Annotated in this window: 14 protein-coding genes; all 14 read left to right on the plus strand. The window is 38.3% G+C overall.

Translation table 11 applies throughout. The features are described from left to right. Positions 1–505: 505 nt before the first annotated feature. Complete coding sequence (locus tag BAU15_RS11460; RefSeq protein ID WP_161842880.1) at positions 506–1177, plus strand: response regulator transcription factor; 672 nt, start codon at positions 506–508, stop codon at positions 1175–1177. Further along, the gene (locus BAU15_RS11465) at positions 1174–2226 is read left to right on the plus strand and encodes a HAMP domain-containing sensor histidine kinase (RefSeq protein WP_161842881.1); all 1053 of its coding nucleotides are present in this window, start codon (positions 1174–1176) and stop codon (positions 2224–2226) included. Before BAU15_RS11460 ends, BAU15_RS11465 begins: the two co-directional genes overlap by 4 nt. 474 nt (positions 2227–2700) lie before the next feature. Further along, complete coding sequence (locus BAU15_RS11470; protein ID WP_161842882.1) at positions 2701–3174, plus strand: hypothetical protein; 474 nt, start codon at positions 2701–2703, stop codon at positions 3172–3174. Between the two features lie 210 nt (positions 3175–3384). Beyond that, complete coding sequence (locus BAU15_RS11475; RefSeq protein ID WP_161842883.1) at positions 3385–4038, plus strand: hypothetical protein; 654 nt, start codon at positions 3385–3387, stop codon at positions 4036–4038. Between the two features lie 289 nt (positions 4039–4327). Beyond that, positions 4328–4507, plus strand: a complete 180-nt coding sequence (locus tag BAU15_RS11480) for a DUF6440 family protein (protein ID WP_161842884.1) — start codon at positions 4328–4330, stop codon at positions 4505–4507. Between the two features lie 222 nt (positions 4508–4729). Further along, positions 4730–5701, plus strand: a complete 972-nt coding sequence (locus BAU15_RS11485) for a LacI family DNA-binding transcriptional regulator (RefSeq protein ID WP_161842885.1) — start codon at positions 4730–4732, stop codon at positions 5699–5701. A gap of 27 nt (positions 5702–5728) precedes the next feature. After that, positions 5729–6589: a fructokinase ScrK gene (scrK, locus tag BAU15_RS11490; protein ID WP_161842886.1), complete on the plus strand. Its 861-nt coding sequence runs from the start codon at positions 5729–5731 to the stop codon at positions 6587–6589. 120 nt (positions 6590–6709) lie between these two features. Further along, on the plus strand, positions 6710–7624 hold the full coding sequence (locus BAU15_RS11495) for an ABC transporter permease (protein WP_161842887.1): 915 nt from the start codon (positions 6710–6712) through the stop codon (positions 7622–7624). Next, positions 7624–8508 carry a carbohydrate ABC transporter permease gene (locus BAU15_RS11500; protein WP_161842888.1) on the plus strand — a complete coding sequence of 295 codons (885 nt, stop codon included), beginning with the start codon at positions 7624–7626 and terminating at the stop codon, positions 8506–8508. Before BAU15_RS11495 ends, BAU15_RS11500 begins: the two co-directional genes overlap by 1 nt. A gap of 44 nt (positions 8509–8552) precedes the next feature. Beyond that, positions 8553–10172 carry a type 2 periplasmic-binding domain-containing protein gene (locus BAU15_RS11505; protein ID WP_161842956.1) on the plus strand — a complete coding sequence of 540 codons (1620 nt, stop codon included), beginning with the start codon at positions 8553–8555 and terminating at the stop codon, positions 10170–10172. Positions 10173–10176: 4 nt separating this feature from the next. Further along, positions 10177–11556: a glycoside hydrolase family 32 protein gene (locus BAU15_RS11510; protein WP_161842889.1), complete on the plus strand. Its 1380-nt coding sequence runs from the start codon at positions 10177–10179 to the stop codon at positions 11554–11556. Between the two features lie 1028 nt (positions 11557–12584). Next, entirely contained in the window at positions 12585–13244 is a 660-nt protein-coding gene (locus tag BAU15_RS11515; protein WP_161842890.1) for a response regulator transcription factor, read from the plus strand. Between the two features lie 2 nt (positions 13245–13246). Then, the gene (locus BAU15_RS11520) at positions 13247–14254 is read left to right on the plus strand and encodes a sensor histidine kinase (RefSeq protein WP_161842891.1); all 1008 of its coding nucleotides are present in this window, start codon (positions 13247–13249) and stop codon (positions 14252–14254) included. Positions 14255–14401: 147 nt separating this feature from the next. Further along, positions 14402–15064, plus strand: coding sequence for an ABC transporter ATP-binding protein (locus BAU15_RS11525; protein WP_161842892.1), 663 nt, complete (start codon positions 14402–14404; stop codon positions 15062–15064). Positions 15065–15076: the final 12 nt, after the last annotated feature.

The following is a 15076-nucleotide window of genomic DNA, read 5'->3' on the forward strand; positions in this document are numbered from 1 at the left end:
TGCTATTTATTCTCTTAATTGAATTGTCAATCTAGTAGAAGACATACTCAATAAACAATCCATGAAAAATCCATATTGAACTTGATGCGAAGACTAAGCATGGTATGTTGCCATTAAAATATGACCTTTATACTTACTGGGTGAAGAATTTTTTCAACCTTATTTTCAGCTCTATCGTTTGCTATAATAACCTTGCTATTATCTTTCCAATGACGCCAATTCTTACCCAACAGCTTAGTTGTTTTCCTAGAAGATTTCTCCTTAACATTCTCTAAACAATTCTGTAGTATTCTTAATTTAATCGTGTCTATAGGGATAAGAAACTTTCCATTTAACAAATAGTTGGTTAAATCGATTCCTATTTATGCTATTGTTAGAAAAAAACATTTTTGATTTCCTTCGGAGAATTACTTCTCTTAAAGAATAGCATTTAGCGGATTAAGTATTCTGAAGAGGCACATTTCAAAAAGAATTACTCATTCATAAATATAAGGGGATAGTTGTTATGATACATATTTTAGTTGTCGAAGATGATAAAGAACTTAATTATGCGGTTTGTAAATATTTGAGTAGTAATAGATACCAACCGACTAGCTGTTTAGATGCTACGCAGGCATATGATTACTTGTACTCAGAACAGTATGATTTGATTATTTCTGATATTATGATGCCAAACATTGATGGGTATGAGTTTACTGAGACTGTTCGTCAGATGGACAGTAATATCCCAATTTTATTTATGACCGCAAAAGATGATTTTTCATCTAAGCAAAGAGGTTATAGGCTGGGGATTGATGACTATATGGTAAAGCCAATCGATTTTGCTGAGCTGATATTACATATCGAAGCGCTCTTACGCAGAGCAAAGATTTCGTCACAAAAGAGAATTGAAATAGGTGAATTTATCTTAGATGAAAATGAAATGACAGCCACCGTCAAAGGGGAACAAATCATGCTGACATTGCGTGAATTTCAAGTGTTATTTAAATTACTCTCCTATCCTAAACAGACGTTTACCAGAAGTCAGATTCTTAATGAATTCAGTGGGATTGAAAATGACGGTGGGCTAAGAACGGTCGATGTGCATATTACAAATCTGCGCACAAAGCTTGCCGAATGCACCGATTTTGAAATAGTGACTGTGCGTGGACTCGGTTATAAGGCGGTGCTTTTATGAAAAAAGAGATAGATCCAAGGATAAATGTAAAAAGGATAGGGGTAGCTAATTATTTCTTTTTATTTTTAGCCGTTTTATTTATCTGTGGTAGCTATGCTGGCTTGTACTTTCTTCAAATTGATAGAGAAGAATCTGGATTAAAGTATATTGTCTTATCAATGGGAGCTTATATTGTGGTCATTAGTTTTTTGATTACTTTATTATTTGCCTGGTTGCGTAAAAAGTTTATCCATGCATATTTTGATAAGATCAAAACAGCAACAAGGAAGGTTGCTCAGGGAGATTACTCAGTAAGGATTGAACCTTCTCGAAGTGATGGAAAAAAAGATGAATTCGAAGTAGTTTTTGAAGATTTCAATTCAATGGTGGAAGAGCTTGGGAGTACTGAAATGTTGAAGAAAGAGTTTATTTCAAATGTCTCACATGAGCTAAAGACGCCAATATCTGTTATTCACAATTACGCAACGATATTGCAGGAGGCTCACTTGTCAGAAGCAGATAAAATCAAATATACACAAACAATTGTTAAGGCCTCTAGTCGTTTATCAGTCTTGGTGACCAATATATTGCAGATGAGTCAACTGGAAAATCAAAAAATTTCGATCCTTTCCAAAAGATACAATATCTGTGAACAAATTAGGCGATGCGCTTTAGGCTTTGAATCTATTTGGGAAGAGAAAAATATTTTGTTAGATATCCAATTGGAGCAAGATATATTTATCGAAAGCGATGAGGATTTGCTCGATATTGTATGGAACAATTTATTATCCAATGCATTCAAATTTACTCCACCCGGTGGAAGCGTCAAGATTTTTAGTCCCTCATCTGCGCCCACTCTAGCTATTTCCATAGCAGATTCAGGCTGTGGAATTAATGACAAAAAAGTGGATTATATTTTTGATAAATTTTATCAAGCAGACACTTCCCATGCGACTAAAGGAAACGGGTTAGGACTTTCAATGGTAAAAGAAGTGGTTAAATTACTGGGTGGTACGATTGCAGTCGATAGTATTGAAAATGAGGGCACAATTTTTACTGTTTCATTATAAAATAGGTAGATTACCTCAGAAAATAAATAGAAAACCGTTTATTTTCCGTGAGATTGGCTGCTGTGTATATTGGGATTTAGAGTGTGAGGAAAGACTAATTATTTAGTCTTTCCTCACGCTTTTTTCTTATGAATTTTAAAGGAAACCTAGTTTTTTGAGGAATAGTAAGTGGAAAGTCCAAAATTAGACCAAAGAAATTTAAGTATACTAAATTTTCCTCGACCTTACTGGGATCAAAAAAACAAAAGAAGGAGGTAAGTTATATTTTTATTTTTTCTCTTAACAGAGCCTTAACAATCTATTAAAATTTTCCAAGTAATCGAAGACTACAATATCTATAGAAAGACAAATGAATGAAAAAAAAGAGGAGAAATAACTATGAAAAAAATAAGCATACTATCTTTATCTATAGGGAATGATTGGATTAGCAGTATTTACTTGGAAGAAGAATAGGTCTAGAAAGGGGCGTCTATGATGAATAAGTGTTATTTTTGTGGGGCGGAATTGGATAAAGATGATGCATTTTGCCTAGAGTGTGGGGCGACTGTAGAAGCCCCCCGTAAAGTAAAGGTAAAGGCGGTGAATAAACGAGAGCGAATGAATAAACTTTCTTGCGAGTTAGCATATACCGGGACGTTATTTTGGTTACCACTCTTAGTTTGTCCAAATGAGAAATACGCAAAGTATTGTGCAAATCAAGGATTATGGATTTTAATCTTATCGGTTTTTGCTTGTTGGACAATTAGAATTCTGGACACCTTAAATAATTTGGTGAACGGTACAATTGGTCGCATTTTTAGTGGAGGCATTTACTCGCTATCCTATATGCTATTTCTATTTTTGATGACTTACCTGTTGGTCCAATGTATAAAAAATGCGCTAGCTTTTCATCGGGATCAGTGGCCAAAACCGATTCTTTTTTTTGAAGATTACGCGATTATTAAGTAATAGTAACTGGTTAATATTATTTCAGAGAATCTGTTCTAGTAATATATGCATTATATCCTTGTCTTAAATAGTATATCAATTTGAGGGAGTACTCGAAGACTATGCTTAAATTTAAACAATTCTATTAGAGACACTTAGAAAATTTAATCCTGGCATATATTGAACTAACTACATAATCTAGGACAGGTAAAATGTAAAAAGGAGAAGAAGATGTTGCAAGAGTTTAAAATACTATCTGCAGAAATCCGCGGCTATTTTGGTTTAGATGATAAAAGAAAAGCAGTTTTGAGGATATGGCTTAGCTGTGCTTGGAACTATTTGTTTGCAGTGATTAAATTCGCTACCGGGTTTATCACGTGGAATGGCTATTTTTGTATAAATGGACTTTATACCTGGCTATTCGGTTTTGCAAAACGACAGTTTATCGCCAAAGAACGGGAAAAAATTGTAGATGAAGGTTTGTTATTGAAAAAATTTCGGATGATGGGTGTTTGCGTAGGCTTAGCTGGATGTAGCTATATAGTTTACATAGGTTTATTTTATTTACAAGAAAATAAGCGAGTCTACTCAATGGAAGAAGGAATCTGTATCGCATTATTCAGTTTCATTGATATTGGAATGGCTTTTTATAATCTCTTAGGTAAAAAGAGAGAATCAAAGAATGATTTGTTATTATTTGGGAAAAAATTAATCAGTATCGCGGCGGCTTTGCCGGCGATGGTCATGACGGAAACTTCGTTAAATTCATTTGCCAGCAATCAACCAACCTCCTTCTATGATGGCATGTTTGGAATAGGTGTTGGCTTGGTGATTATTGTGATTGGTATAGGAATGGCTGTTTATTCAAAAAAAGTAAAGACTTAACAGCCGCTCAACAATTCGTGAATATTGTTTAATATTCCAGAGACAAACTATTATCAGAGTCAAGGAACGGTAAGACGAACGAATAGCTGTTTTCAAAACTCACTTCAATTATATCAAAATTAGTGCAGAGAGCTTAGGGGAAGCTAAGTATTCGAGAGTGTGTGAAAGTTATTTTTAGCCTCACTCTACAACCGTTCAGGCCACATTTTCAACCGTTGGGGAAGTTTTGTCTAGTTACATCCTGACGTTTGATAGACTGAATTCATCAAATAAATGAGGAGGCGGAACAATGGAAAATAGATTTACAGTGACTAAAGAGAAATGTGATAAAGGAACAGTAGTAGTTCGAACAGTGACCGATCAGACGACAGGGGTTCAGTATTTGTACACGTACGATTCGGTATACGGAGCTTCAGGTTTGACACCACTTTTGAATGCTGATGGGAAGCCACTCATCAATAAAGCATAAAGACTCTTCGGGGTCTTTTTTTCTTGGCAGAAAGTAATTTTGCTTAGAAGAGAAATGTTTTATGTGAAAAACTTTCTAGGTTTTTTTCGTACAAATTAGTTGCTCTATCTATAGTCGCTCACCAGAAAAATTGCGTAAATAATTTTAAAAAGTTAAATCGGAAACGTTTCAAATGTCTTCGTACTTGTGCTATACTAAGAACAAAAAATAAGGAGGGCTGACATGAAAGCGACGATGAAGGATGTAGCAAAGCTTGCAGGCGTCGGCGTTGGCACGGTTTCGCGAGTGATTAACGGCGTTCGTGTGAAGGATGGCACATTAGAGAAAGTTAATCGGGCCATTGAAGAGTTGGGCTATGAACCAGATATTTATGCGCGCGGGATGAAAACGAATCGTTCCAACACGATTGCCTTGATTGTGCCAACGATTTGGCATCCATTCTTTTCTGAATTTGGGTTTCACGTAGAAAAAGAGCTGAAGGCTTTAGGCTACAAAATATTTTTGTGTAATTCAACCGGCGATCCGGAAGTTGAAGATGAATATATTCAAATGATTAAGCAGAATAAAGTCGATGGGATTATTGGGATTACCTATACGGATATCGATAAGAGTGTCTCGTCGGATATTCCGTTTGTCAGTATTGACCGCCATTTCACAAGTAAAGTCGCGATTGTCGCGGCAGATAGTAAACAAGGCGGTGAGATGGCCTTCGATGAGTTAAACAAACGAGGCTGCCAACATTTTGCTTTTATGGGAACGCATCAAGATAAGGAAAGTGAAACAAAGAATCGCCGAATTTATTTTGAGAAAGCGGCTATAGCTGCGGGTAAAAAGGTTTCTATATTGGATTTCGAGGAACCGCTCGTCGATTTTGAAGAACGCGTGCGTGAATTTTTTATTGAAAATGATACTATCGATGGTTTGTTTGCGATCAATGACTTTTTCGGTTTAAATGTGATGCGTGAATTAGAAAAATTAGGCAAACGCGTGCCGGAAGACATTCAGATCATCGGTTTTGATGGCGTCAAACTTTCAGAGGAGCGCGATTATTTGATGACGACGATTCGCCAACCTTTAGAAAGTATGGCTAAAGTGGCGGTGGAGCAAATTATGAACGCCATTAATGGCGAGCCAATTGCTTACAAAACGATTATTCCAGTAACCTTTATTGAAGGCTGGACGACGATTAATTAAATTTATGAGTGGAAGGAAAATGCAGGGATGAAATTATATGGCAGTATCGAAGGTGGCGGGACAAAATTTGTCTGCGCCATTGGCAATGAACAATTAGAGGTTGTCGAAAAAACAGTTTTTCCAACAACGACACCAGAGGAAACAATTAACGAGGTGATTCGCTTCTTTAAGGGTAAAAATATCTCGGCCATTGGCATGGGGATGTTTGGTCCGTTGGAGAATCGGGAGACACATGAAAAATATGGCTATATCACCAGTACTCCTAAAAAAGGTTGGGGAGATGCCGATGTGGTCAGCGCGATTAAGAAAGAATTGCAAGTACCGGTTTATTTTACGACGGATGTGAATTCTTCGGCTTATGGCGAGTATATCGCTAGAAACAAATCAGTGGATGGCTTAGTGTATTATACAATCGGCACAGGGATTGGTGCGGGGATTGTTCTGAATGGGGAAATTATTGGCGTGACGGGTCACCCTGAGATGGGTCATGTGTCAGTCAAACGTCATCCGCAAGATTCAGAATTTGCAGGCGTCTGTCCGTATCATAAGGATTGTTTAGAGGGACTTGCTAGTGGACCGACAATCGAGGCGAGACTAGGCATTCGCGGTGAAAAAGTTCCCTTAGATCATGCGGTTTTTGATTTGCTGGCTAATTATATTGCGCAAGCCTGTGTCCAAGTAACCTTAACGCTGCGACCAACGATGATTATCTTAGGTGGTGGGGTAATGAGTGAAAAATTACTAGCGAAAGTCAAAAATGAATTCAAAAAAGTCATGAATAATTATGTCGAAATTACTGATTTAGACAGCTATTTATGTCTACCGGCTGTAGCAGAAAATGGTTCAGCAACGCTCGGGAATTTTGCTTTAGCGAAAAATTTATTATAAAAAGTGGTTGAAAAAATAAATCATCTAGTATAGAATATCCATATCGGAAACGTTTCAAAAATAGACGATTTATTTTTTTGGAACAAACTGGAAACGTTTCAATAAAGAAGGGGGATAAAAATGAAACAAAAAGTGAAGCAAAATTTACGATACATGCGCAAGAATTATTTGTTGTACTTATTGGTGCTACCAGCAATTGTTTTAACCTTTATTTTTAAATACGTGCCAATATACGGGTTACTGATTGCCTTCAAAAATTACAATCCACTACAAGGAATTATGGGAAGTACCTGGGTTGGCTTTGAACATTTTACGCGATTTCTTAGTTCACCAAACTTTATGGTTCTGTTGGGGAATACTTTAAAGCTTAGTGTCTATGGGTTGTTACTTGGCTTTTTCCCACCGATTATTTTAGCATTATCCTTTAATCTATTGGCCAGTGATAAATTAAAGAAACGCTTGCAACTGATTCTTTATGCACCGAACTTTATCTCGGTCGTGATTATTGTCGGGATGATTTTCTTATTCTTCTCAAATAAAGGCCCAGTCAATCATCTCTATGAAGCAGTCACAGGCAAGACGTTACCGTTTCTAACTGAGCCAGATTTCTTCCGGCCACTCTATATTTTCTCTGGGATTTGGCAAGGAATTGGTTGGTCATCGATTCTCTATACAGCGACACTCTCAAATGTTTCACCGGAATTAATTGATGCTGCTAAAATTGATGGCGCTAACATCTTGCAACGAATTTGGCATGTGGACTTGCCAGCGATTAAACCAGTGATGGTGATTAGTTTCATTTTAGCCGCTGGGGGCATCATGAGTGTTGGTTACGAGAAAGCATACTTAATGCAGACGACGATGAATTTACCAAGCTCAGAAATTATCGCGACCTATGTCTATAAAGTCGGTCTACAATCTGGCGATTATAGTTATTCAACAGCTGTTGGCCTATTCAATTCAGTCATTAATCTGGTCTTGATCGTTGTGGTCAATCAAACAGTTAAAAAATTAAATGATGGGGAGGGACTATAATGCTGAATAAACAAACGAGATTTGACCGCAATGTCCTAATCGTCAATCGCATATTGATCGGCTTATTGGTCGTCATTACAGTGGTTCCATTAGCTTACGTATTAGCTGCCTCGTTTCAGGATCCTGATACCTTGATGAGTCAGGGAATTAGTTTTAATCTAAAAAATTGGACCTTAGCAGGCTATCAAAAAGTTTTGGCGAATGACTCAATTTTACGTGGCTTTGTCAATTCAATGTTTTACTCATTTGCCTATGCTGCGTTTTCAACCTTCATTACGATGATTTGTGCGTATCCGTTGTCGAAAAAAGAATTCGTTGGTCGAAAAGTCATTATGTCTTTCTTCATGTTAACGATGTTTTTCGGTGGTGGTTTGGTTCCAACCTACATGGTCGTGAAGGATTTAGGCATTCTTGATACACCGTGGGCGATTATTTTGCCTGGTGCAATCAATATTTGGAACATCATTTTAGCAAGAACTTATTTCCAAGGCTTACCGGATGAATTAGAAGAAGCCGCTAAAATTGATGGCGCGAACAATATGCAAATCTTCTTCAAAATCTTATTGCCGTTAGCAAAACCAATCATGTTTGTTCTATTCTTATATGCCTTTGTTGGCCAATGGAACAGTTACTTTGATGCCATGATTTATATTAAAGATCCTGATTTACAACCGCTGCAATTAATTTTGCGTAATATTCTGATTCAAAATCAGATTGATACCAATATGGTTGGTTCTCAAGCGGCCATGGCTGAGATGGAAAAAGTCGCGCAATTAATCAAATATGCCACGATTATCATCTCAAGTTTACCGCTAATTATTATGTATCCATTCTTCCAGAAATACTTTGATAAAGGTGTGTTAGTGGGTTCTATGAAAGGCTAAATTAGCCAATTTTAATTTGATGAATAGGAGAGGAAATAAAAATGATGAAAACAAAAAAATTAATGATGATCGGTATTTCAGCAGCGATGTTATTGGCTTTAGGAGCTTGTGGCAAGAAAGACGACAGTAGTGCCGCAGCGAGTAAGGATTACGAATTGACAGATGTGGCTTTCCCATTAAAAGAGAAGGTTGAGTTGAAAATGCTGGTCTCAGAAAATTCGACCGCACCGAAAGATCCGAATGATATGTTGGTATTTAAACGTTTAGAGGAACAGAGTAACGTCCATATTAACTGGACAAATTACGCCAATGATTTTGCCGAAAAGAGAAACTTGGATATTGCTTCAGGCGACTTACCAGACGCAATCTTTAATGCCGGCGCCAGTGAGCAGGATTTATTGAACTGGGGTGCAAACGGGGTGATTGTACCTTTAGAAGAGGCAATCGATAAATACATGCCTAACTTGCAAAAAGTCTTTGAAACTGCACCAGAATACAAACAAATGTTGACGGCACCAGATGGTCACATCTATTCATTACCTTGGATTGAAGAATTAGGGGAAGGCAAGGAATCGATTCATACAGTTAACTCATTAGGCTGGATTAACCAAGCTTGGCTGACTAAATTAGGCTTAGAGCATCCAAAAAATGCCGAAGAATTGTACAATGTTTTGAAAGCTTTTAAAGAACAAGATCCAAACGGCAATGGCGAAGCGGACGAGATTCCTATGAGCTTTGTGTCAAACGATGATGGCAATGATTTGAAAATGCTCTTTGCCGCTTTTGGCGATGGCACCGGCGATAATGGCAATCATTTAGTTGTGGATGATAATGGCAAAGTCCAGTTTACTGCTAATACTGAAAACTACAAAAAAGCCGTTAAATTCTTTAACAAAGCCTATGAAGAAGGCTTAATCGATACAGAAAGCTTCGAGCAGGATTGGGCCCGTTATGTCGCTAAAGGGAACGACCAGAAATACGGCTTGTACTTCACTTGGGACCCCCACAATGTGACTGGCGATACCGATGATTATGTGATGTATCAACCAGTTGCCAATGAAACAGGCAAGGTTAATGTTACTAGAACCAATAATTTTGGCTTCTCGAGAGACCGTTTTGTGATTACTTCTGCCAATAAAAATCTTGAACTGACTGCTAAATGGATTGATCAAATGTATGACCCAATTCAGTCTGTCCAAAATAACTGGGGTACGTACGGCGATAAAGGCCAAAATATCTTTAGCTATGATAAAAGTAGTAATAAATTAACCCATGAACCACTAGACGGTGCTGCACCTGTGGAAGTGCGTCAGAAAACAGCAGTGGGTGGACCGCTAGCTATTTTGGATACTTATTATGGCGAATATACAACGATGCCAGATGATGCAAAATGGCGTCTTGATTTGATGAGCGAGTTCATTTTCCCGAACGTTCAAAATGAAAATAACTACCCAAATATCTTCTTATCTGCTGAAGATACCAAGCGTTTAGCCGATATTGATGCCGATATGCAAGACTACATTTTGAGAAAAAGAGATGAATGGATCACGAAAGGCAATATCGACCAAGAATGGGATGACTATTTAGAACAATTGAAAGCATTTGGCTTGGACGAATGGCTAGAAATTAAACAAAGAAACTATGATGACTACTTAAAAGGATGAGAATATGACTGTTGATAAATGGATTTTAGAGAATCAAGAATTAGTAAACCCGTTGTATAAACCGCGCCAGCATTTTTCCGCGCCGATTGGTTGGATTAATGATCCGAATGGCTTTGTTTATTACAAAGGCGAGTACCACTTGTTTTACCAGCACCACCCTTACTCAGCAAAATGGGGCCCGATGCACTGGGGCCACGCCAAAAGTCGGGACTTACTGAACTGGGAACATTTACCAGAAGCCTTAACGCCGGATATGCCGTATGATGAAGGCGGCTGTTTCTCGGGGACGGCCTTAGTCGAAGGCGACAAATTAATTTTGATGTATACAGGCGTTTCAGAAGTGAACGGCAAGACGAGACAAATTCAGTGTCTAGCAACGAGCACTGATGGGATTACTTTTGAGAAATCCTCACATAACCCTGTGATTGATGAGCGCCAGTCAAAAAATACGACGGATTTCCGTGATCCGAAACTATTTAAGAAAAACGATAAATATTATTCACTGGTAGCGTCGACAGATGAGGGAATCGGCAATGTCTTGTTATTCGAATCAACTGACTTGGAGAACTGGAAATTTACCTCGGTCTTCCTAACCGCTGAAGCCCAGCAAGGGAAAATTTGGGAATGCCCAGACTTGTTTGAACTGGACGGTAAAGAAGTCTTAATCGTCTCACCGATTGCCTTCACACCAGACGGCCATCGTTATACCAACGTGAATAGTTCGGTTTATTTTGTTGGTCATGTCGACTGGGAGCAGGGGACGTTTATCGCTGAAAGTTATGATGAGATTGATTCAGGCTTAGATTTCTATGCACCGCAGACTCTAGAAGATGCTCAAGGCCGCCGGATTATGATTGCTTGGGAACAAATGTGGGGTCGCAATATTCCATCAGATGACCTAGGACATCGTTGGGCTGGTAGCATGATTATTCCTCGTGAACTGCGATTAGTTGATGGGAAATTACGTCAAACTGTGATTTCTGAATACCAAAAGTCAGTGAAACTTGTGAGTTCTCAACAAGTCGACCAAGACTATCGCGGACAACTAGAATCATTGACGCAGGTTGAGACCAAACAACCATTTTCTATCGAATTAGGTGGCGCAGACGATTATCTAGATTTTCGTTATGATGGAGAGTTATTGACCGTCGATCGTACGCATCTGAAGCAAGTGATTGAAGGAGAAGAAGCTTCTTCAGATAAACGAAGCCGGGCATGCTCATTTGCTGACTTAACCGTGAAAATTTATGTGGATAAAGCTTGTTGCGAGATTATCGTCAATGACGAAATTACCTTCTCAACGACCTTCTATCTCGAAACAGAAACACCAGAAATTCGGATTAAAGGCAATGAGTTGAAGGTTGAACAATACCGCTCGATTTAATCGAAAGTGAAATGAATAGGAGAAGCGATTTACTCGGAGTAATTGAGTAAATCGCTTTTTTGGGGTGTAGTGTACTATCATAATTTGTAAGGACCATATATAACACGTCTGCGGTTGGATTTGAATGGATTCTCCAGTGAAAGAAGTCTAATAGCATCGTCCAAAAATTTTTTTGTGATTCGTAGTGAAAAAATGGTTTTTCTATTTTTTGAGGAAAAATAAATTGAACGTCCAAAATTAGACCCCAAAAGATTAAGTATACTTAATTTTTTGGAGTATTCCTTCTGTTAAGCCCAAAATAAGTGTCAAAATTCTTCAATCGTAAATAGAGCAAAACATTAAGTATACTTAATGTTTCGTTATTAGGAAGAATCCCTGTTGCTAGAGGTGGTAATTAGTAATTTGATTAAATAAATCAATAAGATAACAGGTAAAGGAGTGCATTTAAGAGTAATTTTCAGTTCATTCTTGGACGTTTGGTGCTTTAGCGGAGATAAAAAGGTCCAAAAATATACTAGAATAGTCGAAATTTATAAGATCAAGCAAGTTACTAGTCAATCTGTAAGGATATATAACACATTTTGAAGTTAGATTTGAATCCAAAAATTCAAATTATCTACTGAAAGAAGAAAAAAATATCGTTCCCGAAATTTTTTTATAATTTTTAAGGAAAACGCGCCTTTTGTATTTTTTGAGAAATAATAAATTCAAAGTCCAAAATCAGACCCAAAAATATTAAGTATACCAAATTTTTGAGGTAGCCCTGTTAATAAGTGTCAAAATTCTTCAAAAGCCAAATGGGCAAAAAAGTAAGTATACTTACTATTTCCTCATTTTATCAATTTAAGAACGAGTTCATACCTGAAGTAAGAAATGGGGGATAAAGTAAGACTATCGAAAGAGAAAATAACAATGACTGAAAATAATCTGGTGAAGTGAAAGATAAACCAAACAAAAAAAAACAGGTTTACCGGATGTATAAATTCGAGTAGACTGTAAAAGATGAGAAAAGGGAAGTGAGTGGCTAGATGGCGAAGATTGGGCTTGTAGAAGATGATCAATTGTTGCAAGAGGCGTTACGTATTTTGCTGGAGAAAGAGGGCTTCGAAGTTTTTCAGGCGGATACCTGTGAAGCGGGAATCCAATTGTTAGAGCAGCAACCTGATATTTTATTACTAGATATCAATTTACCTGATGGCTTAGGATTCAAAGTTTGCCAAGAAGCAAAACACGTACCGGTGATCTTTTTGACAGCGCGCGATGACGAGGTAGATATGCTGAAGGCTTATGATTCTGGCTGTGAGGACTATGTGGTGAAGCCTTTTTCGACGGAAGTTTTGCTGAGAAAAATTCAGGTGGTTTTAAAAAGAACGAATGTAACGCCGGATATTTTCCGCTTTGATACGCTAGTGATTGACTACCAGAAGAAGCAAGTCATTCAAGCCAATCAGTTAGTCCAATTGACAGCTAAAGAATTTCAGCTGTTGGAATATTTAACAAGAAATGCTGGACAGGTTCTCTCAAAAGAACTTATTTTACAGAAGGTTTGGGATGTTGATGGCGCGTTTGTCGTAGAAAATACCGTGAGCGTAACTATTAACCGTTTGAAAAAGAAAATTGAGCCTGTAGAGGGGCAAACGAAGTATATAAAAAATATTTTTGGCATGGGCTATATATTTGGGGAGTGACGATGAATAAGATAAACGGTTGGCTAAAAAATTATGGCATTATGGGGGCTCGTTGTCTTCTTGCAGTGATGATTGTGGTCTTTGTCTATTTGCAGACGGAGGCTATTTGGGTGAGCCTCGTGGTAGGCGGTTTGCTCCTACTCTATTTGGTTCTAACTTTTATTGAACGGCATAAGTATGAACGCATGATTGGAAACTTGAGTCAGGCCATTCAAGATATTTTTGAAGAGCGACCATTGGAAATCTATCCACAGGGGACCGATGATCTCGTTTCAAAGGTGGGACATCAGCTGCAGCGCTTGGAAGAGACGATCATCAATACGAAGGAAACGGCTCGTACGGATAAAGAGAATATTCAACAGTTAATTACAGATATTGCCCATCAATTACGGACACCATTGGGCGCTATAGAGGGTTATCTGGAAATTTTGAAGCACCCAACGACTTCTGATTTGGAGAAATCACAGGCGATTGAAGCATTAGCTGTCTCACAACAAAAGCTAGCCTTTTTAGTAGAAAGCTTTATCAAAATGTCGCGTTTGGAGAGCCGCTTAATTCAGCTGAAGAAAGAGCCGGTATCCTTGAAAGAAACCGTCTTGACTGCCGTTTTTCAATTGCATAAGCAGGCAGAGAGTAAGGGACTTCACATCGAGTTGAAAGCGGAGGATAATTTAGTGGTTCCTCATGATCGCAATTGGCTGGGCGAAGCGATCTACAACCTGCTAGACAATAGTATCAAGTATTCTCATGAGCATGGGAAAATTAGGATCGAACTGACAGAGACGGATTTGTTTACGCAAATTATCATTCAAGATGAGGGAATTGGCATTCAAAAAGGTGAGGAGCCATTGATTTTCCAACGTTTTTATCGCGGGAAAACAGTCTCGACCCAAGCTGGTTTTGGTATTGGCTTGTATTTAACTAGAGAAATTGTGAATCAACATGAAGGATTAATGAAAGTGACTCGTGAAGAGCCTGGGTTGCGAGTTACGGTGTATTTACCAAAATGATCTGGCTTTTTTCTAGCCGTTAATTTGAAGAGTGTGGCGCAAAACCGTCTTTTAGTTTTGTCCCACACCCTTTTATTTTTCATTTGTTAGTAGTTTGTTAGAAACGATCGTTATAGTAAAGGTATCAGAAAAAGGAAGTGAGACGTTATGAATATTTTGACGACGAGTCAATTGACAAAAACTTATGGCACTGGCGATGCGCAGGTGCATGCGCTGAATGATGTCAGTATTGAGATAGAAGCGGGGGAATTTATTGCGATTGTCGGGAGCTCCGGTAGTGGTAAAAGTACGTTATTAAATATGCTGGGGGGACTCGATACGCCAGACAGCGGTAGTGTCAGTGTGCGAGGTAAAGACTTGAGTCAGTTAAATAACGAGGAGCTGACGGTTTTTAGACGAAGAAATATTGGTTTCGTCTTTCAAAATTATAATTTGGTGCCAATCTTAAGTGCCTATGAAAATATGACGCTGCCCTTAAAGTTAGATGGGGTTGCGGTTGATGAGCCTTATGTAGAACGAGTGACCAAAAAGTTGGCGATTCACGAAAAGCTGGATCAATTACCAGGGAATCTTTCCGGAGGGCAACAACAACGAGTGGCAATTGCTCGGGCTTTGTTGACTAAACCAGCGATTATTTTGGCGGATGAACCAACGGGGAACCTTGATTCTAAGAATAGTTTGGAAGTCGTCTCTTTATTGAAATCATCTGCCTATGAATTCCATCAGACGATTGCGATTGTCACTCATAACGAAGAAATTGCCCAAATGGCTGACCGCATGATTCGTATCGAAGATGGAAAAGTGTGCTAGGAAGGGGCGAGG

This window comes from Candidatus Enterococcus huntleyi, from assembly GCF_009933175.1.
Taxonomy (GTDB): Bacteria; Bacillota; Bacilli; order Lactobacillales; family Enterococcaceae; genus Enterococcus_K; species Enterococcus_K huntleyi.